The 20,053-nt window shown below is 61.3% G+C and carries 22 protein-coding genes; 12 read left to right on the top strand and 10 right to left on the bottom strand.

Annotated elements, in window-relative coordinates:
* The first annotated feature begins 1 nt into the window (after position 1).
* Both MTX36_RS18375 and MTX36_RS18380 read left to right on the top strand, forming a co-directional pair.
* A complete protein-coding gene (locus MTX36_RS18375) occupies positions 2-493 on the top strand; it encodes a nuclear transport factor 2 family protein (protein ID WP_243621125.1) in 492 nt (163 codons plus the stop codon).
* A 142-nt stretch (positions 494-635) separates the two neighbouring features.
* Positions 636-1,892 carry an Nramp family divalent metal transporter gene (locus MTX36_RS18380; RefSeq protein WP_243621126.1) on the top strand — a complete coding sequence of 419 codons (1,257 nt, stop codon included), beginning with the start codon at positions 636-638 and terminating at the stop codon, positions 1,890-1,892.
* Positions 1,893-2,048: 156 nt separating this feature from the next.
* On the opposite strand, the gene MTX36_RS18385 is transcribed toward MTX36_RS18380, so the two are convergent.
* A complete protein-coding gene (locus MTX36_RS18385) occupies positions 2,049-3,644 on the bottom strand; it encodes an acyl-CoA synthetase (RefSeq protein WP_243621127.1) in 1,596 nt (531 codons plus the stop codon).
* 100 nt (positions 3,645-3,744) lie between these two features.
* Positions 3,745-3,885, bottom strand: coding sequence for a hypothetical protein (locus MTX36_RS18390; protein ID WP_243621128.1), 141 nt, complete (start codon positions 3,883-3,885; stop codon positions 3,745-3,747).
* A gap of 292 nt (positions 3,886-4,177) precedes the next feature.
* Here MTX36_RS18390 and MTX36_RS18395 point away from each other — a divergent pair, with 292 nt between their 5' ends.
* Both MTX36_RS18395 and MTX36_RS18400 read left to right on the top strand, forming a co-directional pair.
* On the top strand, positions 4,178-5,116 hold the full coding sequence (locus MTX36_RS18395) for a 3-oxoacyl-ACP reductase (protein ID WP_243621129.1): 939 nt from the start codon (positions 4,178-4,180) through the stop codon (positions 5,114-5,116).
* Between the two features lie 42 nt (positions 5,117-5,158).
* Positions 5,159-5,902 carry an SDR family NAD(P)-dependent oxidoreductase gene (locus tag MTX36_RS18400; RefSeq protein WP_243621130.1) on the top strand — a complete coding sequence of 248 codons (744 nt, stop codon included), beginning with the start codon at positions 5,159-5,161 and terminating at the stop codon, positions 5,900-5,902.
* Between the two features lie 25 nt (positions 5,903-5,927).
* Here MTX36_RS18400 and MTX36_RS18405 read toward each other — a convergent pair whose 3' ends face one another.
* Complete coding sequence (locus tag MTX36_RS18405) at positions 5,928-6,833, bottom strand: amidohydrolase family protein (RefSeq protein ID WP_243621131.1); 906 nt, start codon at positions 6,831-6,833, stop codon at positions 5,928-5,930.
* 127 nt (positions 6,834-6,960) lie between these two features.
* On the opposite strand from MTX36_RS18405, the gene MTX36_RS18410 reads away from it, so the two are divergent.
* Positions 6,961-7,506: a nuclear transport factor 2 family protein gene (locus MTX36_RS18410; protein WP_243621132.1), complete on the top strand. Its 546-nt coding sequence runs from the start codon at positions 6,961-6,963 to the stop codon at positions 7,504-7,506.
* A 5-nt stretch (positions 7,507-7,511) separates the two neighbouring features.
* Positions 7,512-8,645, top strand: coding sequence for an NADH:flavin oxidoreductase (locus MTX36_RS18415; RefSeq protein WP_243621133.1), 1,134 nt, complete (start codon positions 7,512-7,514; stop codon positions 8,643-8,645).
* A 4-nt stretch (positions 8,646-8,649) separates the two neighbouring features.
* On the opposite strand, the gene MTX36_RS18420 is transcribed toward MTX36_RS18415, so the two are convergent.
* On the bottom strand, positions 8,650-9,216 hold the full coding sequence (locus MTX36_RS18420) for a ribonuclease H (protein WP_243621134.1): 567 nt from the start codon (positions 9,214-9,216) through the stop codon (positions 8,650-8,652).
* A 74-nt stretch (positions 9,217-9,290) separates the two neighbouring features.
* On the opposite strand from MTX36_RS18420, the gene MTX36_RS18425 reads away from it, so the two are divergent.
* A complete protein-coding gene (locus tag MTX36_RS18425) occupies positions 9,291-10,217 on the top strand; it encodes a DNA-3-methyladenine glycosylase (protein WP_243621135.1) in 927 nt (308 codons plus the stop codon).
* A 159-nt stretch (positions 10,218-10,376) separates the two neighbouring features.
* Positions 10,377-10,787, top strand: a complete 411-nt coding sequence (locus MTX36_RS18430) for a complement resistance protein TraT (protein ID WP_243621136.1) — start codon at positions 10,377-10,379, stop codon at positions 10,785-10,787.
* 1 nt (position 10,788) lies between these two features.
* Here MTX36_RS18430 and MTX36_RS18435 read toward each other — a convergent pair whose 3' ends face one another.
* Genes MTX36_RS18435 through MTX36_RS18455 form a run of 5 tightly spaced genes read right to left on the bottom strand, consistent with a single transcriptional unit; the run spans position 10,789 to position 14,931 of the window.
* Positions 10,789-11,208 carry a helix-turn-helix transcriptional regulator gene (locus MTX36_RS18435; RefSeq protein WP_243621137.1) on the bottom strand — a complete coding sequence of 140 codons (420 nt, stop codon included), beginning with the start codon at positions 11,206-11,208 and terminating at the stop codon, positions 10,789-10,791.
* 52 nt (positions 11,209-11,260) lie between these two features.
* Entirely contained in the window at positions 11,261-12,457 is a 1,197-nt protein-coding gene (locus tag MTX36_RS18440; protein ID WP_243621138.1) for an acetyl-CoA C-acetyltransferase, read from the bottom strand.
* Positions 12,458-12,497: 40 nt separating this feature from the next.
* A complete protein-coding gene (locus MTX36_RS18445) occupies positions 12,498-12,950 on the bottom strand; it encodes a MaoC family dehydratase (RefSeq protein ID WP_243621139.1) in 453 nt (150 codons plus the stop codon).
* A gap of 51 nt (positions 12,951-13,001) precedes the next feature.
* A complete protein-coding gene (locus MTX36_RS18450; RefSeq protein ID WP_243621140.1) occupies positions 13,002-13,748 on the bottom strand; it encodes a GntR family transcriptional regulator in 747 nt (248 codons plus the stop codon).
* Positions 13,749-13,779: 31 nt separating this feature from the next.
* Positions 13,780-14,931, bottom strand: a complete 1,152-nt coding sequence (locus MTX36_RS18455; protein ID WP_243621141.1) for an acyl-CoA dehydrogenase family protein — start codon at positions 14,929-14,931, stop codon at positions 13,780-13,782.
* 220 nt (positions 14,932-15,151) lie between these two features.
* On the opposite strand from MTX36_RS18455, the gene MTX36_RS18460 reads away from it, so the two are divergent.
* Genes MTX36_RS18460 through MTX36_RS18475 form a run of 4 tightly spaced genes read left to right on the top strand, consistent with a single transcriptional unit; the run spans position 15,152 to position 19,155 of the window.
* Positions 15,152-16,027 (top strand): CoA ester lyase, encoded by an 876-nt coding sequence (locus MTX36_RS18460; protein ID WP_243621142.1) that lies wholly within the window; start codon positions 15,152-15,154, stop codon positions 16,025-16,027.
* On the top strand, positions 16,024-17,022 hold the full coding sequence (locus tag MTX36_RS18465) for a MaoC family dehydratase (RefSeq protein ID WP_243621143.1): 999 nt from the start codon (positions 16,024-16,026) through the stop codon (positions 17,020-17,022). Before MTX36_RS18460 ends, MTX36_RS18465 begins: the two co-directional genes overlap by 4 nt.
* 20 nt (positions 17,023-17,042) lie before the next feature.
* Entirely contained in the window at positions 17,043-18,272 is a 1,230-nt protein-coding gene (locus tag MTX36_RS18470; protein WP_243621144.1) for a CoA transferase, read from the top strand.
* 13 nt (positions 18,273-18,285) lie between these two features.
* Positions 18,286-19,155, top strand: a complete 870-nt coding sequence (locus MTX36_RS18475) for a LysR family transcriptional regulator (RefSeq protein ID WP_243621219.1) — start codon at positions 18,286-18,288, stop codon at positions 19,153-19,155.
* Here MTX36_RS18475 and MTX36_RS18480 read toward each other — a convergent pair.
* Entirely contained in the window at positions 19,144-20,040 is an 897-nt protein-coding gene (locus MTX36_RS18480; RefSeq protein WP_243621145.1) for a LysR family transcriptional regulator, read from the bottom strand. The two genes, MTX36_RS18475 and MTX36_RS18480, sit on opposite strands and share 12 nt — an antisense overlap.
* Positions 20,041-20,053 lie beyond the last annotated feature (13 nt).

Consider the following 20,053-nt stretch of genomic DNA (forward strand, 5'->3'; position numbering starts at 1 on the left):
GATGACCGACTCCACATCACTGATCGAATCCCTGCTTGCACGCGTCGAACTCCTCGAAGACAAGCTCGCCATCACCGAACTCCTGACCGCCTACAGCCCGGCCGTCGACAGCGGGTGCGCCGACGAGGTCGCGAACCTGTGGCTCGAAGACGGCGTCTACGACGTCGACACCGGAGCGATGCACGGCCGTGGCGAACTGCGCGCGATGGTCAAGAGCGACGCACATCAGCACTGGATCATGAACGGCGCCGCGCACATGATGACGCCGGCCCACATTCGTATCGACGGCAACAAGGCTGTCGCAACCTGCCATTCACAGTTGATCATCAAGGATCCCGAGAACCCCAAGGGCTTCAAGGTCCTGCGGATCACCGCCAACCGCTGGGAACTGGTCAAGAACGACGGTGAGTGGAAGGTCGAACTCCGCACCAACAGCATCCTCGACGGACGCCCCCAGGCTCGCGCACTTCTCGCTGCCGGGGTGACGAGCTAGCTCCCTGCTGTGCGCCTTTATTAACCGCCGGCGGTAAATAAAGGCGCACAGCACAGGACTCACCTTGAAAGTTCGGCCACCCGAACTCTATAGTTCATATAGTCGAATCATCTGGTTCGGCGTATGCGCGATCAGGAGTCCGATGAGCATCCGTACGAGAGAATTGGCACAGCGCCCACGTCGGCGACCGAGTGGCAGATCCATCGCACTGCTCGGCCCGGCATTCGTAGCTGCCATCGCGTATGTCGATCCCGGAAACGTTGCCGCCAACCTCACTGCCGGCGCCAAATACGGCTACCTCCTGATCTGGGTGCTGGTTCTCGCCAATGCCATGGCCGTCCTGGTGCAGTATCTGTCCGCGAAACTCGGCCTGGTCTCCGGAAAATCCTTGCCGGAGATGCTCGGTCAGCGTCTACGCAAGAACAACCGTCGCGCATTCTGGTTGCAAGCCGAAACGATGGCGATCGCAACGGATGTCGCCGAGGTCATCGGCGGCGCCATCGCGCTCAACCTCCTGTTCAACGTCCCACTCTTTGTCGGCGGACTCATCACCGGCTGCGTGTCGATGGTCATTCTGATGATTCAAAGTAGGCGTGGCCAAAGGACTTTCGAGTTCGTTGTCATCGGACTTCTCGCGATCATCACGATCGGCTTCCTCACCGGCCTCGCCTTCACCGATGTCTCGGGCACCGACGCCGTCGCCGGCTTGGTTCCGCGATTCGAAGGCACCGAAACAGTGCTACTCGCCGCGAGCATGCTCGGGGCAACAGTCATGCCGCATGCCATCTACCTGCATTCCGCATTGGCACGAGATCGTCACGGCCACATCGAACCCGGGCCCCGGTTGCAGCGACTCCTGAAGATCACTCGCTGGGACGTCGTAATCGCGCTCATCATCGCCGGCACCGTGAACATCGGAATGCTGCTTCTCGCCGCATCCGCGCTGCGCGGAGTTCCCGGAACGGACACCATCGACGGAGCCCATGCGGCAATCGAGAACTCCCTCGGCCCCGGAGTTGCCGTGGTGTTCGCGATCGGCCTGCTCGCATCGGGCCTGGCATCCACATCCGTCGGTTGCGCTGCCGGCGCCGAGATCATGCACGGCCTTCTTGCCATTCGCATTCCGGTGATCACTCGGCGGATCGTCACCCTCATCCCCGCTCTCATCGTCCTCGGACTGGGCGTCGACCCGACATTGGCACTCGTGCTGAGCCAAGTGGTGCTGAGCTTGTGCATACCGTTCGCGATCATCCCCCTCGTCCGGATGACCTCGGATCGCGAACTCATGGGCGATGCCCGCAATGCCCCCCTGACCACCGTGGCGGCCTGGCTCGCCGCCGGACTGATCGTCACGCTCAACGTTGCACTGCTGTATTTGACGGTCACCGGAACCGGCTGACCACGCAATTCCGCACACAACTTCACCTGCCGTGCGGTTTTCCGCGGATCGACTCGACTTGTGCACCAAATTACCCAGATGCTCACCCCGGAAACACAAAAGTCACCCAGCGCGCCCCTCACAAAACGCGCTGGATGACTTCAGGTAATCGACGTGTTAGTTCGCTTGCTCCACCAGAGTTGCCTTGGCCCAGCGGTAGTCCGCCTTGCCGCTCGGGGAACGCATGATCGTCGGAACGGTGACAACCGTGCGCGGGATCTTGTACCGAGCAACCTGCGTCGCGCAGTGCTCACCGATTTCTGCAGCATCGGGAACGTCGAAGCCCTCACGGGTGGTGATGACAGCGGCGACGCGCTCGCCGAACTTCTCGTCCGGAACTCCGGCAACCAGAGCGTCGAGAACGGCCGGGTGGCTCTTGATGGCCTGCTCGATCTCCTCGGGGTACACCTTCTCGCCGCCGGTGTTGATGCACTGAGATCCGCGCCCCAACAACACGATCGAACCGTCAGCTTCGACGCGTCCGACGTCTCCGAGCACCGACATGCGGACTCCGTCGACGATCGGGAACGTCGCGGCAGTCTTGACCGGGTCGTTGAAGTACCCGACCGGGACGTGGCCTGAGCGGGCGATGTATCCGGTGTCGGGAGATCCGGGCTCGAGCGGACGCATCCGCTCGTCGACCACGCGGGTCTCGTCACGAGCCGCGATACGCATCAAGCCGTCTTCGCCGATCTCGATGTTGCCGTCGACACCCGACTCGGAGGAGCCGAAGCCGTCGCGGATGTTCAGGTTCGGAACAAGCGACTTCAACTGGTCACGCAAGGACAGGGAGAACAGCGCTCCGCCGGACGTCACCATTGCTACCGAGCTGAGATCGTAATCCGCACCGTTGGCTGCCAATTCGTCCGCGATCGGACGTGCCATCGCGTCGCCGACGACGGTGATGGAGATGGCCTTCTCGGTTCCGGCGAGTTCGAGCGTCGTCTTGGCGTCGAACTTTGCCATCAAAATAGCGTTGGCGCCCATGAAGAATCCGGTGAACAGCGAGTACGACGCAGCGCCGTGCATGAGCGGTGCGGTGCTGAGCATGTTCATCGCGAAGACGTTCGGCACGGCGGTGTACAGCTCTTGCGCGGTGCGGTGCGGCGGACCGAACGGGTTGCCACCGGTCAGCGCGGCAAAGTAGAAGTCTTCGTGGCGCCACATGACGCCCTTGGGCATACCCGTGGTTCCGCCGGTGTAGATGATGAACAGGTCGTCTTCACTGCGCGCTCCGAAGCCACGCGAAGACGGCTGCGCCTGGGCGGCAGCTTCGTAACCGACGGTGTCGACGCCGTCGACGACGAGCGAATCCGGGTTGCCGACGACAACAACGTGCTTCACGTCGGGCGTTCCCGGGAGAACCGTCGCGACTGTGCCCGCAAATTCTTCGTCGACGATCAGGGCTACCGACTTGGAATCGTTGTACAGGTACGTCAGCTCGGCATCGACGTAGCGGTAGTTCACGTTGATCGGAACTGCACGAATCTTGAGGCAGCCCAACAAACTTTCGACGTACTCGACGCTGTTGCGCATGTGAAGCGCGACGTGATCGCCCGGTCCGACTCCAGCGTTCGCCAGGTGGTGCGCGATGCGGTTGGATCCCTCGTCGAGTTCGACGTAGGTGCGGCGACGGCCGTCACAAACAAGTGCTGTGCGATCCGGAATCAAGTCCGTTACGCCCTCGTACAGATCTGCCAAATTCAGTGACACTGATGGTGCCTTCCATAATTTCAGGTCCGGCGCAATCGGCCGCCCTGACCGCGCTGTCTGTTTCGGTACTACTGCCTGATCCGGCGCATTACCGCCGCATCTAGGTCTTGAGCATTGCTGCCAGGAGCGCAGCAGATCCGCCTGTCGACCCACCCGAAGCCGCCAGCGCAGATCCTGCGCTGAGGATCTCCAGCGACTGACTGGGGCGTGGATGCTTGTGTGCAGGTGAGTCGTTGAACATGGGCGCTCCGGGCAAAATCGGTGGTGACGCGGGTGCGTACGCTCCTAGTCGGCGCGTAACCCCAAGGTGGCATGACCCACCCGTGACCTACATCACCGCTCCCACTGACCGGGACTATCACATTTCCCGTGCACCATCTGTTCAAAACTAGAACTAATTCTGATTTTGATTTGGGTAGTTTTACGGAACCCCGCCCAAAACAGCTTCGGCAAATTAGAATGAATACTAATTTTCAGTGGACATCGTTCCAGCGGACATCAGTGTCACTGGCACAGGATCGAAGGAGCACGACATGACGCAATCACTGAGCTTGGAAGGCAAAGTTGCCGCAGTCACCGGCGCAGGCGCAGGCCTGGGCCGCGCGGAAGCACTCGGTCTCGCAGCAGCCGGAGCAGCCGTCATCGTCAACGACATGGGCCCTGCCGCCAACGACGTCGTCGACGAGATCAAGGCAGCCGGCGGACAGGCGATCGCCATCCTCGGTGACGTCTCCGATTGGTCACTCGGTGCTCGCTTCATCGAAGAGGGCGTCAAAAACTTCGGCTCCTTCGACATCCTCGTCAACAACGCAGGCATCCTGCGCGACAAGATGATCTTCAACCTGACCGAATCCGACTGGGACGACGTCATCCGCGTGCACCTCAAGGGTCACGCCGCAACTTCCCACGCAGCTGCTGTTCACTGGCGTGCAGCCAGCAAGGCAGCCGACGCTCCCGTCTACGGCCGCATCATCAACACCTCCTCCGAGGCATTCCTCTTCGGCTCCGCCGGACAGCCCAACTACTCCGCAGCCAAGGCCGGCATCACCGCGCTGACGCTCTCGAGTGCGGCAGGCCTCTCCCGCTACGGCGTCCGCACCAACGCCATCTGCCCCCGCGCCCGGACCGCAATGACGGCAGAAGCCTTCGGCGAGAACAACACCGGCACCGCGGGACTCGATCCGTTGGCACCCGAGCGCGTCGCAACGCTCGTCAGCTACCTGGCTTCGCCTGATTCCGACGAGATCAACGGACAGGTCTTTGTCGTCTACGGCAAGATGGTTGCACTCATGGAGGCACCCAAGGTCGAGAACCGCTTCGACGCAGCCGGATCCGCCTTCACCGTCGAGGAGCTCGGCGGCCAGCTCACGTCCTACTTCTCCGGCCGTGGACCGTACGAGACCTACGCCGCCTACAGCATCGCCGGCCTCGAAAAGATTGCTCTCGCAGTCGACGAGACCGCAACCGTTTAATCAGCACCACCTACGCAGTTTCACAAAAGAGGAGCGCATTTCATGAGGTTGAACGGCAAGGTAGCAATCGTCACCGGCGGCGCCGGCGGAATCGGTCGCGCGATCACCCGAGTCTTCGCCCGTGAAGGCGCGAAGGTTCTGTTCGTCGACATCAATGACGAGCAGGGTCAGGCACTCGAGAAGGAACTTGCCGGCGCCGGCAAGTTCCTGAACGTCGACCTCTCCGCGGCAGGTTCTGCCGAGCAGATCCGCGACGCCGCAGTCGAGGCGTTCGGCAGCGTTGACGTCCTGGTCAACAACGCTCACGCGTCTCGTCAGGCACCGCTGTTGGAGACCACCCAGGACATGTTCGACCTGTCCTTCAACACGGGCTTCTACCCCGTTGTCCACCTGATGCAGGCGTGCCACGACGAGTTGGCCAAGTCCAAGGGCTCGGTCATCAACTTCGCGTCGGGCTCCGGCCTGGATGGCATGCCCACCCAGACGTCGTACGCGGCAGCCAAGGAAGCAGTACGCGGCCTCACTCGCGTCGTCGCCAATGAATGGGCGCCGGAAGGCATTCGAGTCAATGTGATCTGCCCGTTCGCCGCTACCGAGGGCGTCGTCAAGTGGCAGGAAATGTTCCCCGAGCGCGCCGCCGCGTCCATCGCCAAGGTTCCGCTGGGCCGCATCGGCGACCCCGAGACCGACATCGCACCCGTCGCAGTGTTCCTCGCAAGTGACGATTCCAAGTACATGACCGGCCAGACGTTGATGGCCGACGGCGGCAGCATCAAACTCCGCTGACACCACCTCTTCTCGGTGGGTGTGCTCAGCCCACCGAGAAGAGCTTGGCAGCGTTGTCGTGCGCCACGGCCCGCAGCCACTCGTCACCCAGATCGAAACGTGTAAGTGCCTCCAGCGATTTCAGATACGGGTACGGAATGTTGGGGAAATCGCTTCCGAACATGATTCGGTCCTGCATGTCGACCAGTCGCGGAATGTCAGCCTTCGGGAATGCGCCCTGCTCTTCGGTGAAGTCGGTGAACGCCATCGTCGTATCGAGTCGCACATTTCCGTATCCCTCTGCAAGATCGAGGAATTCACTGTACTCCGGCATGCCCATATGAGCGATGATCAGCGACAATCTCGGGTAGCGCGCCAGCAACGACGCGATCCGATCCGGTCCGGTGTACGTCCCCGGCGCGGGTCCCGAACCACAGTGGATGACGATGGGCGTTTCGGCGTCTTCGAGCTGTCCCCACACTTGATCGAGTAGCGGATCATTGGGCTCGTAATTGCCGACCTGGATGTGGGACTTGAAGATTCGAGCCCCCGACTCCAATGTCTTCCCGACGTACGTCCCCGCCGATTCCTCCGGATAGAACGTGGCTGTGTGTATGCAATCAGGCGTCTGCGCAGCAAATTCGACGGCCCATGAATTGAGCCACTCCGCCATCCCGGACTTGTGCGGGTAGATCATCGATGTGAAGGCGCGTACACCGAACTCGCGAAGTCGATGTACTCGTTCCTCTTCTGCCATGCGATAGGTGATGGGCCACGGCCGACCGATCAGCGGGCCCGCCGAATCGAAATAGCCCCACACCTTGTCCATCACACTCTTGGGCATGAAGTGGGTGTGTATGTCGATGAGTCCCGGCAACCCCAGTTCCTGCCAGAACGCGCGAACCTCGGCAATTTCCTGCGAGCCTGGAACTGAATCTGCTTCCGTGCACATAAAAGAACGCTCCTTCTGTTTCGCTCGACCATACCGAGCGTCGTCGCGCTCACTGAGACCGGTGATTGACGGCAGCGCCCCGGCACCCGAGTGTGAAGGCATCTTGCCGATCATTGCTGGAGGTTGCATGTCTCAGTCCGATTCCGACGTCGCGTCATCCCACCCCGCCGGGGAGCTCAGTCCCGTCGAGGAACTACTCGCGATCGAGGAAATCAAGAGGGTCTTCTCAGCTCGCCTACGCTGCATGGACACCAAGCAGTGGCACATCTACCCGACTCTGCACACCGCGGACGTCGTCAGCGAGACCTGGGGCGGCCTGCCGGCAGACAAACAGCCCAAGACCGGTGACACTTCCAACCAGGTTGTCGGCATCGAAAAGCTCACCAATGCCATTCGCAACATGCTCGACGGCGAAATCCCCCTCACCACGGCGCACCACGCGCACATGCCCGAAATCGTGTTGACCTCCCCCACGACAGCCACGGGCGTCTGGGCAATGGAAGACATGCTGTGGTGGAACGACGGCGAGAAAGAACTACACCTGCACGGCTACGGCCACTACCACGAGGAATACCGCAAAGAGGACGGCAAGTGGCTGATCAGCTACCGCACCCTCACCAGGTTGCGCGTCGACCAGGACCCCGGATTCTTCCGATTCATGAAAGCACTGTGATTGACATGACCAACCCCCTGTTCCAGCCGCTGCGTATCCGTTCGCTCGAGCTTGCCAACCGCATCGTCATGTCCCCCATGACCCGCTCACGTTCGACCGACGGAGTTCCCGGCCAGGACGTAGCCGACTACTACAGTCGACGCGCTTCGGGCGGCACCGGCCTCATCGTCACCGAGGGAGTGGCCATCGATCACGCCACCGCGGTCGATCACGTCAACGTTCCCAACTTGCACACCCCCGAGGCACTGGCGGGCTGGCGCAAGGTTGTCGACGACGTCCACGCAGCCGGCGGCAAGATCGTTCCGCAGCTCTGGCACGTCGGCCCGCTGTGGGGCGCGATGATGCAGCTCGATCCCGAGCTCAAGCCGATGCGTCCGTCCGGCGAGTGGGGCCCGCTGGGCGTCACGTCGTACACGGCCGAATATGTCGAGCGCGCCCAGGCTGTCACCGAAGCGATGACCGAGCAGGACATCACCGACGTCATTGCCGCCTACGCTCGATCTGCAGTCAATGCACTCGAGGTCGGTTTCGACGGCATCGCCCTGCACGGTGGCCACGGTTACCTGCTCGACTCCTTCCTGTGGGAAGGCACCAACAAGCGCGACGACGCCTGGGGCGGCGACATCGAGCGTCGTACCAAGTTCCCCGTCGCCGTGGTCGCTGCGATCCGCGAAGCCGTCGGCCCCGATGTGCCGATCATCTACCGTTTCTCGCAGCACAAGCAGCAGGACTTCACCGCCAAGATCGCCGAGACCCCGGAAGAGCTGGGTGTCATTCTGGGCGCACTGGTCGACGCCGGAGTGGACGTTCTGGACGCCAGCATCCGCCGCTTCGACGTCCCCGCTTTCGAAGGCAGCGATCTCTCGCTGGCAGGCTGGGCCAAGAAGCTGACCGGTGCGGTCACGATGGCCGTCGGCAGCGTCGGTCTCGGAAAGTCTCTGCGCGACAGCCGCATCGAGGGCTCTTCTCCCGTCGTGGACAATATCCCCGAACTGGAGAAGCGCATCGGTACCGGTGAGTTCGATCTGATCGCAATCGGCCGCCTGCATCTTGCGGATCCGGCGTTGGCCACCACCCTGCGTGCCGGTGACCCGCTTCCCGCATTCGATCGTGCGGTCCATGAGGGCAGCTTGACCTAGACACTCAGAAGAGTGTGAACAGATCTTCCGGTTCGATGGCCGTCGTGGACTTCTCCTTGTAGGAGGGGTTCACGACGGTCATCTCCTTTTTCACCGAAAGTTCAGCAGTCGGTACAGCAAGCGGCACCGACGCTATATCCCCGGAGACAATGGCGCGTGCGGCCTCGCCGGCCAATTTGTCAGCTACCTCGTTGTAGTGGTTGCCGACGTGTCCGCGAACCCAACGAAAACGCACCGGGCCAACGCGGTCGGTGATGACCCGGTCGATTCCCTGGACGAGTTCCAGATTCTTGACGGCACCGCCGCTCGCGGTTTTCCATCCCTTGCGCTTCCAACTCGGCAGCCACTCGGAGGCGCATTTGATGGCGTACTGCGAGTCGGATTCGATAAGCAGGGGCTCGTCGCCGGGGTGTGCGACAACAGCCTCGAACAAAGCCCGCAATTCTGCGATCTGATTTGTTCCGGATGATTCACCACCCGACATGGTGGGACCCTCGTGATTGACCCAAGCCCAGCCGATAGCCCCGCCGGGGTTTCGTAGACAGGATCCGTCGGTGCTCACGATGATCATGGCTCGGACAATACGTTGCCCCACCGACATATGCCTGAACGCGCGTCGACCAGGGTCTATACGCTTGCTACCAAATGACGCCGTCACCGAGCGCCGACGAAGTCACCGTAACTTCGGCGCGACCACTCGATGCAGCGCTGACGCTCGGTCCGCATCAGCGCGGACCCGTCGACCCCACCCACCGGCGCACTGCGGACGGCGCGATCTGGCGAACTTCCCGCCAACCGTCGGGCCCTGTGACCTATCGCATCACCCAATCCGACCGGCATACCGTCCGCGCTCAGGCTTGGGGGCCGGGCGCTAAGGAATTCCTCGGTAGCGTCGATGCTCTTCTCGGGGTCGATGACAACGCGGACGATTTTGCACCCGAGCATCCCAAGCTCGTCGAAGCTCACCGCCGATTCCCGCACCTACGTATCGGCCGCACCGGCCGTGTCATGGAAGCTCTGGTGCCGGCGATCCTGGAGCAGCGAGTGCACGGCATCGACGCGTTTGCGGCGTGGCGCCGGCTGTCCACCAAATTCGGCGAACTTCCACCGGGCCCGGCCCCCGACGGAATGCGGGTGCCACTCACCGCGGATCAGTGGCGTTTGATGCCGTCATGGGAGTTTCATCGTGCAAATGTGGATCCGGCACGATCGCGGACGATTGTTCAATGTGCTCGCGTCGCCGACCGTCTCGAAGAGGCATCGACCTTCACCCGTGCGGAAGCAACACAGCGTTTGCGCACCGTCCCCGGCGTCGGAATCTGGACTGCCGCCGAGGTCGCCCAACGCGCATTCGGCGATTCCGACGCATTGTCGGTCGGTGACTACCATCTGGCGTCCGTCATCGGTTGGTCGTTACTCGGTGAACCGATCGACGACGCACGGATGGTGGAGTACCTTGCTCCCCTACAACCACACCGGTATCGGGCCGTTCGACTCCTGCAAGCGAGTGGGCAAGCCGTCAAACCGAAATTCGGTCCCCGCACCGCAATCGCCGATCACCGTTGGCACTGAAGAAACGCGCCGGAAGACGAATGAGGATGGACGGTTTCAGTAGCAGCAGAGTCGGGTAGCCATTTCTCACGACCCGTCGCGCGCTAGACGACGGGTCCGCTTGTGCCCGAACAGAAATTTTCATACTGAAGGTTCCACACAGACAGATTGGCCGTCCCCATGAAACTGTCCCGAACTCTGACCATGACCGCGCTTGTTGTCGCGGCGGTAGGTACTGGCGCCGGAACTGCGGTTGCAGCTCCGAACGCGGCCTTCGATCCTTTGAACCCACCGGTGAGCACGAACAGTCAAGTTGCCGCGGCGCTCTTTCCCGGCAACAATCCGAAGCAAGTCGCGTTCGACACCATGGCAAATGAAGTCAACGCCGGCTGGAACAACGGCGGGATGCAGTCAACTCTCGGCGGCGCCGCGATGGGCCTCGGGATCGGATGTGTGTCGATCTTCCCCAACTTCATCGCCGGATGCATCGTCGGTGGGGCAATCGGAACGGTGGTGGGCGCGGGTCAGGGCATCATGAACGGCAATCCGAATGCGGCACCGGCAGTGCAGCAGTTTTTCGCCACACCTTGACTCAGCGGTGGGAGTGACCCGAGTCGTCGAAATGCGTGTCGCCGAAATGCGTGTCGCCGAAATGCGTGTCGCCGAAATGCGTTGCGCCAATGGAGTGAAGCAACTGGTGAACGGTGTCTTCAGCCAGTTGGTAGCGCATGGAGCGGCCGTCTCGCGTTGCAGTCACCCACCCTTGGCTACGTAAAAGCCGAAGTGCGTGCGAGACAGCCGTTCCGCTCATTCCCAGTGCCACGGACAGGTCCGTGACACAGATCCCCGGTGCGTGGTGCAAACAGAGGAGAAGCCGAAGTCGATTGGCGTCGGACAGCAATTCGAAGCGGTTGGCCCACGTCGTTACGTCCAAACCCTCGAGGGCAGCCTGTGCTCGCCGAACATCTTCGATGTTCAGGGCTCCGCTGGAATCCTCTGTGCTTGAACTCATCAGCCGACCGCCTCCGTTGTGCTGTTACTCCGGAGTCTACCCAGCGTGAGATTCAGACGGCTTCCACCACAGCGGCCAGACCCTGCCCACCACCGATACACATCGTCAGCAGCGCTTTTCCACCGCCACGACGGCTGAGTTCGTGTAGTGCAGTGGTCGCCATTCTGGCTCCCGTCGCGCCGACGGGATGCCCGAGAGAAATTCCGGACCCGTTGACATTGAGCCGATCCAGATCTTCGAAGCCCCATTCCTTCACGACACCGAGAACCTGGCAGGCAAATGCCTCGTTCAACTCCACCAACTCGAAATCCGAGAAACTACCACCCCGTCGAGCGAAGAGTTTCGAGACTGCCGCGACCGGGCCGAGACCCATCAACGACGGTTCACAACCTGCAGCAGCCCAGCTGTCCAGAAACCCGATCGGTTCGAGACCCAACTCGTCCAAGCGATCCTCGGCAACCACCAACATCGCCGACGCGGCATCGTTTTGCTGACTTGCATTTCCAGCTGTGACAACACCACCCGGTGTTACGGCCCGCAACCGTGAGAGTGCCTCCATCGACGTATCGTCGCGGATACCCTCGTCGGTACGAAACGCTGTGACATTACCCTTACGATCGGTCAGTTCCACCGAGACGATCTCGCTCTCGAAATGCCCGGAATCCCTTGCCGAAGCCGCCTTTCGGTGACTGTCGACCGCAAACTGATCGGACTGCTCTCGACTGATACCGCAGCGCTGCGCGACGTTCTCGGCAGTTTCGATCATCCCGCTGATCTTGCCGAAACGCCACTCGGGCTGAGACCGCTCGCGCCCCCGATCGAGTCGGTCGAATAGTTGCAGCCCCCCGGATTTCGTTCCCCAGCGCGCACCCGTCGTATAGTGCTCGATCCCGCTCATGGATTCCACACCACCGGCAACGACAACGTCGGCGGCACCGGTCTGCACCATCATCGCAGCGGTCACGATGGCCTGTAATCCTGTTCCACACCGGCGATCCGTCTGGAATCCGGCTACCGAAATCGGCAGTCCGGCATCGAGTGCAGCCCAGCGACCGATGCACGGCGCCTCGGAATTGGCGTACGACTGCCCCATCGCAACATCATCGATGCGCGCCGGGTCAATTCCGCTCCGTCGCACAGCTTCCTTGATGACGATGGATGCAAGGCTCTCGGCCGGCACATCACGCAGGCCACCACCGAAGCGGCCCACTGCGGTACGGACCGGCGCAACCAGAGCTGCTCGTTTCATGGCTATCCTCGAATCGTGTTCGGTAAGTGTAAGAAAGGGGTCAAGCAACCAGCAGGCGGACGGTGTCTGCAACCAGAGCAGGCTTTGACACGCCCTCGATTTCGATCGTGTATCGAACAACAAGATTGGCACCCTTTGCGGTGCGCTCAAAAGTGAGAATCTCGGCACCTGCGCGCACCGACGAGCCAACCTTGACCGGCGCGGGAAATCGAACCTTGTTGCTGCCGTAGTTGACTGCCATCGATACGCCGTCAACGCGCATCACCTGAGCGCCGAGAACCGGCAACAACGACAGCGTCAGATAGCCGTGGGCGATGGTACCGCCGTAGGGTCCCTGCGCCGCACGCTCGGGATCAATGTGAATCCACTGGTGATCTTCGGTCGCGTCGGCAAACTTGTCGACTCGTTCCTGGGTGACCGGCAACCACTCGCTGTATCCGAGATGCTCGCCTACTGCCGACTCGACATCGTCGATTCCGTTGAATACTCGCATGGTTTCTCCTGAAAAATTTTGGATGACAACAAGATGCCACCACGGAAACCGCTAGTGCGCACCCCGTCGTAGCGTCACTCGGTAGGTATACTGCTCGGGCAAGAAGTAACTCACCGACAATTCATTGGCCAGTCCGGCAGCGTTGGTATACAAGCGATCCACGCGCAACATCGCATGCCCGGGTTCACAATTCACGTCTCTGGCCACGTCAGCAGTGGCCGGGGCAACTGTAATCGACTGCGCCGCCTCGGTTATCGGGCTGTCGATCAGGGGCTCCAACAAGCCGATCACGGTATAGGCGCTGACAGCGCCTGGCAGCATTTCGGGCGCGTCGACGATGTGACGTGCAACGGCTTCCGGCAAGTGCGCCGTGGTCTGCACAAAGGGAATGCCTTCGTGAAACCTGCGAAACACCACGGTGTACACCACATCCGTATCCAGACGGAGCCTGCTTGCCGCTTCGATGTCCACGCGCCGAGTCAGTGGCGAGACCACTTCCATTGTCGTGTCCTTCGACAGGTTCATCAGGTCCTCGATGGAACCCAGATGACGCAGATACTGGCCGCTGTTCTCCGTCACGAACGTGCCACGACCCGGAACCCGATACACGATGCCTTCGGAAACCAGGTCGTGGAATGCTCGTCGAACTGTCTGGCGGCTCACGCCGTGCTGCGCGGCCAGTTCCGATTCGGTGGGTAGCTGAAGGCCGTCGCGGTAAGTTCCGGCGGATATCTGCTGACGAAGCTCACGGGAGAGGCGTTGGTACGCCGGCTCCGTCTCTCTTTCCTTACCGCTCATAGCATTCAGATTCTACTGGCTCACCGAGTGGTCACAGACCACCGCGCGCAACCAACTGCGCGACGATGACATTGCGCTGAATTTCGTTGGTGCCCTCGCCCACGATCATGAGTGGAGCGTCCCGGAAGTAGCGTTCTACGTCGTATTCCGTCGAGTAACCGTAGCCACCGTGAATGCGGACCGCAGACAACGCAATTTCCATGGCAACCTCGGAGGCGTACAGCTTGGCCATTCCAGCTTCCATGTCGCACCGCTCGCCACTGTCGTACATTTCCGCCGCGTGCCAGGTCAACTGGCGGGCGGCGGTCAGCTTGGTAGCCATGTCCGCCAGGTAGTTACCGATCGACTGGTGCTTCCAGATCGGCTTGCCGAAGCTTTCACGCTGCTGGGCGTAGGCAAGTGAATCCTCGAGTGCAGCGGTCGCAACGCCGAGTGCCCGGCAGGCCACCTGGATACGGCCGGTTTCGAGACCCTTCATCATCTGCCCGAAACCCTTGCCTGGCACGCCGCCGAGGATCGCGTTCTCGGAGATGCGGTAGTTGTCGAAGGACAACTCGCAGCTCTCGACACCCTTGTAGCCGAGCTTGGGGAGATCCCGCGAAACCGTGAGTCCTTCGCCCTGCTCGACCAAGACGATTGAGATCCCGGCATGCCTTGGGCTTGCCGAAGGATCCGTCTTGCACAACAGTGCGATCACACCGGATCGCCGCGCATTGGTGATCCAGGTCTTTGCTCCGTTGATGACCAAATCAGTACCGTCGCTCTTGGCGTTTGTGGTCATCGCCTGGAGATCCGAACCTCCGCTGGGCTCGGTGAGCGCCATCGTGGCACGAATCTCGCCGGTAGCCATCCGCGGCAGGTACTTCTGCTTCTGTTCTTCGGTACCGAACAGCGTGATCAGCTTGGCCACCACGGTGTGCCCGCCCATAGCACCGGACAGCGTCATCCAACCGCGAGCCAATTCCTGCGTCACCATCGCGTAGCAGGGCATCGATACCGGGGCTCCGCCGTACTCTTCGGGAATGGCAAGGCCGTAGATCCCGATCTGCTTCATCTGGTCGATCCACTTTTCGGGATATTCGTTTGCGTGCTCCACCTCCTGCACGGAGGGCTTGACCTCGCGGTCGATGAACGATCGCACTGTGTCGACCAGGAAGGTCTCTTCGTCGTTGAGCTTGAGCATGAATCCGCCTCGACATTGTGAAAAGTTTGTACGGCCATATTTAGCTATTGTTCGCCCTTTGTCAATACTTCGCCTTGACAGTCACCCACAACTGCTGCCAGCATCGTGTCAAAACCAGTGCAATTCTGGAAATAGCCACGCAATTTCAACCGATTCACGGCAACCCCCCATATTTTCAACTGGCCGTACATTTGGGCCCTGATCGAGGTAATCGACACACGTGACGAACAACGAGTACCGATCTGTCCGACGCCGTACCGCCCTGGTTACGCCCGGCAGCGACGAGCGAAAAGCACGCAAAGCGTTGAACTCGAACGCAGACGAGGTGATCCTCGATCTCGAAGACGCCGTCACCACAGCCAACAAACACACGGCCCGCGATCTCGTCGTCGAACTGGTTCGAGAGTTCGGCGCTTCCCGCGCCGTGTCCGTACGGGTCAACGGACCAACCACTCCGTGGTTCGAGGGCGACATGACCGCATGTGGCGCACTCGGCGAATCCTTGACCAGCGCCATAGTCCCGAAGGTAGAGTCGCCCGAGGAACTTCTCGATGCGGAACGCCTTCTCTTAGCAGCGGGCGGAAACTCCGTCACCCTTCAAGCCCTCATCGAGACCCCGTTGGGTGTCTCCAACGTCGACACCGTCGCACGATCGACGACGCGCCTGCAATCCATCGTCATCGGATACGCGGATCTCGGTGCAGCACTGGGACGCTCACGTACCGCCCTCCCGGAGCACTGGCTGGCTGTCCAGGACAGAATTCTGATCGCCTGCCGTACTGCCGGCATCGCTGCCATCGACGGCCCCTTTCTCGGAATCACCGACGACGACACGTTCCGCCACTCCGCAGCCTGGACCAGCGCGCTCGGATTCGACGGCAAGTGGGTCATCCACCCGGCGCAGATCGATTCTGCTACTGCGGCATTCACGCCGTCCGCCTCCGATGTCAACGACGCTCGACGCGTTCTCGACGCACTCCAAGAAGCCGAAGCTTCGGGCGCCGGCGCAGCGCAACTCGACGGCCAGATGCTCGACGAAGCCGTAGCCGTAGCAGCACGTCGCACACTCGCCCGAGCAGAAGGAGTCACCGCATGAGCGAAAATTATGTCGGCGGACCGTATTTCAACGAGCTCGCCCACGGACAAATCTTCGACGAAGCTCCCGCCGTAACGCTGACGAGTGGACTCGCGGCCGCCCATCAGGCCATCCTCGGTGACCGCCTGCGACTCTCCCTCGACTCACATCTCTCGACGGCAGTCACGGGCAGCGCTGCACCCGTTGCCAATCCAGGTTTGGTCACAGACATAGCGATCGGCCAGTCCACGGTGGTGACACACCACGTGAAGGCCAACCTGTTCTACCGCGGACTGCGTTTTCATCGTTTTCCCGTCCTCGGCGACACCTTGCATACGCGCACCGAAGTTGTCGGACTCCGAGAAAACTCATCGAAGCCCGGCCGAGCCCCCACAGGCCTTGCAGCACTACGGATGACGTCGACGGACCAGAATGACAATACGGTTCTGGACTTCTATCGCTGTGCAATGCTGCCGCTCAACAGTAGCCCCGACGACTCGCGAGTTCGACACAACGATGATCTCTCTGCCATCGGGCCCGCCGTTGTCGCTCCCTACGTCTCACCTGACGGATGGAATCTCGATGTGTATCGAAACAAGGTTCCCGGCAAGCACTTCGAGCAGGCACTGGTTGGTTCGACCCACCGCAGCAGCGGCGACGTTGTCTCCAGCGCACCCGAACTCGCGCGCCTGAGCCTTAATATCGCAGCGACGCATCACGACGAGCGTGTCGGCGCCCAAGGCCGCCTGGTCTACGGTGGTCACACCATCGGGATCGCCCTCGCTCAGGCAACTCGGGCCCTCCCGAACATGGTCACCGTCCTCGGGTGGCATTCGTGTGATCACACCGGACCCGTCCACGAAGGTGACACCCTCACGAGCGAACTGCACGTCGCGAGCGCCACCCCTCTCGAACACGGGACTGCCGTCGAGCTTCGATCACTTGTATTCTCCCACAACAGCTCTGCCACCGACACTCCCGTCTTGGACTGGCGATTCACAGCTCTGATGGCATGACCGACAAGCGAAGGACCATCATGACGACTCAGAACACCTCCACCGGCCCGTTGGCAGGACTCCGTATCATCGAGATCTCGAGCTTCGTCGCGGCTCCCCTCTGCGGACTGACGCTCTCCCAACTCGGTGCCGAGGTCATTCGAATCGATCCCATCGGGGGCGCTTCGGACTACAACCGTTGGCCGGTGACCGATCAGGGCGAGAGCATCTACTGGACGGGCCTCAACAAGGGCAAGAAGTCACTCGCTGTGAACATGCGCTCAGACGATGGCCAGGCATTGGTTCAACAGTTGGTCACCGCCCCGGGCCCCGGCAACGGCATCTTGGTCACCAACGCGGGCGGGCGCGCATGGATGAGCCACGCCACCCTCGCCGCCCTGCGAGACGACGTCATCACCCTGGAAATTCTCGGGCGACGCGACGGCTCCCCGGGAGTCGACTACACCGTCAACGCCGGGTTGGGATTCCCGATGATGACCGGCCCCGCAGACCATGCCGGCGTCGTCAATCACGTACTACCGGCTTGGGATATGGCCTGCGGTTTGCATGCGGCACTTGCGATTACATCTGCTGCGCGCAACCGAGACGCAACCGGCTCGGGGTCGCAGATCACGCTCCCGCTGGAAGATGTCGCGCTGGCCACCGCGGGGACACTCGGATATCTCACCGAAGTGCAAATCAACGGCCGGAGTCGCGAATTCGGCGGCAACGCCGTGTACGGCACCTACGGAATCGATTTTGTGACCAGCGACGACGAGCGTTTCATGCTCGTCGCCCTCACTACCCGGCATTTCCGTGACCTGACTGCGGTTACCGGCACAACCGTCGCCGTCGACGCCGTCGAATCCGCATTGGGCGCAGATTTCACTACGGAAGCTGACCGCTACAAACACCGCGACGTGCTCACGGCACTCTTTTCCAGATGGTTCCGTGAGCATTCGGGTCCTGAAGTTGCTGCAGCCCTGGACAAGACGTCGGTACTTTTTGAGCGCTACCGCAGTTTCGTCGATGTTGTCGAATCCGGCGAACTCGAGAACAACCCGATGTTCTCACCTCTCGACCAACCCCGCATCGGCACCTATCTGGCGGCTGCCAATCCTGCGTCGTTCAACGGTGTCCACCTCGCCACCGGGGCAGCCTCAGCGGTCGGAGAAGATTCCGTCGCCGTCCTTGCCGACATCCTCGGACTGCCCTCCGAAGCGGCACTCGAACTTGTCGACCGCGGCATCATCGGAGCGTCGTCGACGTAGGCTTCCTTCCGTGATGGACATTCGCAGCGCGCAGTACCTCGTTACCGTCGTCGAGCAGGGCAGTGTGACTGCTGCTGCCGACGTACTGCGCATCTCTCAACCCTCGCTCTCACAGGCGATACGTGGCCTCGAGCGCACCCTCGGCACCACCTTGCTCAAACGTACGGCGCGTGGCGTTACGCCCACTCCAGTCGGGCTTGCTGTCGTGGCATCGGCCCGCAAGCTCCTTGCGGACGTCTTGCGGGCCGAAGACGCCGTCACTGCGGTTATCGAACTCCGCAAAGGTGAACTCTCACTAGCGGTTCAATCGGACCTCGCCATCGATCCGATAGCGAGGTTGACCGGCCGACTACACGCAGTTGCACCTGAAATCACGTTTTCGACTCTGGCTGCTGCGACTCCGCAAGAGGTACGTGCACTCGTACGGGATGGTTCCTGCGAGTTGGGTTTCGTCGAACGGTCAACAAGTTCCGGCACATCGGATGCGCTGCGAGAGATCATGTTGGACGCGCAAGAAACTGTGCTGTCGATTCCTGCAGGTCTCGCTTCCGGACTGGCAGATCCCGTCCCACTCGAATCGGTCAAGGACCTGCCGATGATCGTGGAAGCCGTGACAACCGGACATGTCTATCTAGTCGGTCGCGCGGTGAAACTCGAGAATGTAGTTGTCGAGGTCACCGATCGCCTTGCAGTCCGCGAAATGGTTTCCCAAGGCGTCGGAATGGCCTTGCTGCCGCGGTCCATCGCCGAGCAGGATTCGCCTGCATCCATCGCTCGGTCTCTTCATCCTCCAGTGACTCGCGAAACCATCTTGGTCCACCGCGACGGCGCATTGTCTCCGGCAGGTGCCGCCTTCGTCGACCAAGTGACGTCAGCCAGGTAGTCCGTGCACGAACAGGCGTCCCAGTGGGGAAAGACGCTGGGGATCGAACTCAATTCCGTAGGTCAGCGAAATCGGAGGTTCCACCGGATAGATGTCGGCACCCGATACTGCCGTGCGTTCTGCGAGCGAACGTTCGAGCAGTGCCATACCTAGTCCTTCGAGCACAAATGCGCCGACAGTCTCCCGTTGCGCCAGTTCGGTGGACATCCTCGTTCGTGCACCGGCGGCGTGCAGCGCCGACTCGATAACCAGACGGGCATGCGAATGCTTCTGTACACCGACGACTGGAAGATTCGGCAACCCTGATACGGGTACCGACTGTCCGGCAACCGGTTTCATGCCATCAGGCCAAATATCTGAGGGTGCCTGGGAGGGCACTGCAAGCCAGTACTCGTTCACTCCGATCACCTGATTGGAGAGAGAGGACAGTTCTGGCGGCCAGTAGCTGAACACCAATTCGCAGGCACCGTCGGCGAGCGCATGCTCCGCAGTCATACCCTTCGGAAGATCACTGACCCTGACGGTGATACCCGGGCAGCGCATGCGGAAATCAGCCACAATACGGGCGACGGGCCCTTCCAGTCCGTGCGCGGCGGAGCAGATGTCCACGCGCCCCGTCGGGTCCGTCTCCAGACCGATTGCGGCATTGACTGCGGCGGCACTACTGCGCATCATCTGGCGCGCGGGTCCGACCAATGCCCGTCCTGCGGATGTGAGCACCAATCCCCTCCCGACTCTATGGAAGAGTTCCACGCCGAGTTCACGTTCGAGGCCGCGAATCCCTTGCGACAATGACGGCTTGGTGACGGACATAGACTGCGCAGCCGTCGACAAAGACTCCCCGCCGGCAACGGCGAGGAAGTACTCGATCTGGCGTAGGTCCACGCCTCGACTTTAC

Origin of the sequence: Rhodococcus sp. ARC_M6 (genome assembly GCF_022810305.1) — a bacterium.
Lineage (GTDB): Bacteria > Actinomycetota > Actinomycetes > Mycobacteriales > Mycobacteriaceae > Rhodococcus_F.

Bases quoted from the DNA above. Each gene is read 5' to 3' on its own strand.
- MTX36_RS18400 (WP_243621130.1), top strand. From the start codon at position 5,159: ATGAGGTTGAACGGCAAGGTAGCAATCGTCACCGGCGGCGCCGGCGGA.
- MTX36_RS18415 (WP_243621133.1), top strand. From the start codon at position 7,512: ATGACCAACCCCCTGTTCCAGCCGCTGCGTATCCGTTCGCTCGAGCTT.
- MTX36_RS18435 (WP_243621137.1), bottom strand. From the start codon at position 11,208: ATGAGTTCAAGCACAGAGGATTCCAGCGGAGCCCTGAACATCGAAGAT.
- MTX36_RS18450 (WP_243621140.1), bottom strand. From the start codon at position 13,748: ATGAGCGGTAAGGAAAGAGAGACGGAGCCGGCGTACCAACGCCTCTCC.
- MTX36_RS18395 (WP_243621129.1), top strand. From the start codon at position 4,178: ATGACGCAATCACTGAGCTTGGAAGGCAAAGTTGCCGCAGTCACCGGC.
- MTX36_RS18405 (WP_243621131.1), bottom strand. From the start codon at position 6,833: ATGTGCACGGAAGCAGATTCAGTTCCAGGCTCGCAGGAAATTGCCGAG.
- MTX36_RS18425 (WP_243621135.1), top strand. From the start codon at position 9,291: ATGACGCCGTCACCGAGCGCCGACGAAGTCACCGTAACTTCGGCGCGA.
- MTX36_RS18475 (WP_243621219.1), top strand. From the start codon at position 18,286: ATGGACATTCGCAGCGCGCAGTACCTCGTTACCGTCGTCGAGCAGGGC.
- MTX36_RS18420 (WP_243621134.1), bottom strand. From the start codon at position 9,216: ATGATCATCGTGAGCACCGACGGATCCTGTCTACGAAACCCCGGCGGG.
- MTX36_RS18455 (WP_243621141.1), bottom strand. From the start codon at position 14,931: ATGCTCAAGCTCAACGACGAAGAGACCTTCCTGGTCGACACAGTGCGA.
- MTX36_RS18465 (WP_243621143.1), top strand. From the start codon at position 16,024: ATGAGCGAAAATTATGTCGGCGGACCGTATTTCAACGAGCTCGCCCAC.
- MTX36_RS18390 (WP_243621128.1), bottom strand. From the start codon at position 3,885: ATGTTCAACGACTCACCTGCACACAAGCATCCACGCCCCAGTCAGTCG.
- MTX36_RS18440 (WP_243621138.1), bottom strand. From the start codon at position 12,457: ATGAAACGAGCAGCTCTGGTTGCGCCGGTCCGTACCGCAGTGGGCCGC.
- MTX36_RS18430 (WP_243621136.1), top strand. From the start codon at position 10,377: ATGAAACTGTCCCGAACTCTGACCATGACCGCGCTTGTTGTCGCGGCG.
- MTX36_RS18445 (WP_243621139.1), bottom strand. From the start codon at position 12,950: ATGCGAGTATTCAACGGAATCGACGATGTCGAGTCGGCAGTAGGCGAG.
- MTX36_RS18380 (WP_243621126.1), top strand. From the start codon at position 636: ATGAGCATCCGTACGAGAGAATTGGCACAGCGCCCACGTCGGCGACCG.
- MTX36_RS18470 (WP_243621144.1), top strand. From the start codon at position 17,043: ATGACGACTCAGAACACCTCCACCGGCCCGTTGGCAGGACTCCGTATC.
- MTX36_RS18410 (WP_243621132.1), top strand. From the start codon at position 6,961: ATGTCTCAGTCCGATTCCGACGTCGCGTCATCCCACCCCGCCGGGGAG.
- MTX36_RS18375 (WP_243621125.1), top strand. From the start codon at position 2: ATGACCGACTCCACATCACTGATCGAATCCCTGCTTGCACGCGTCGAA.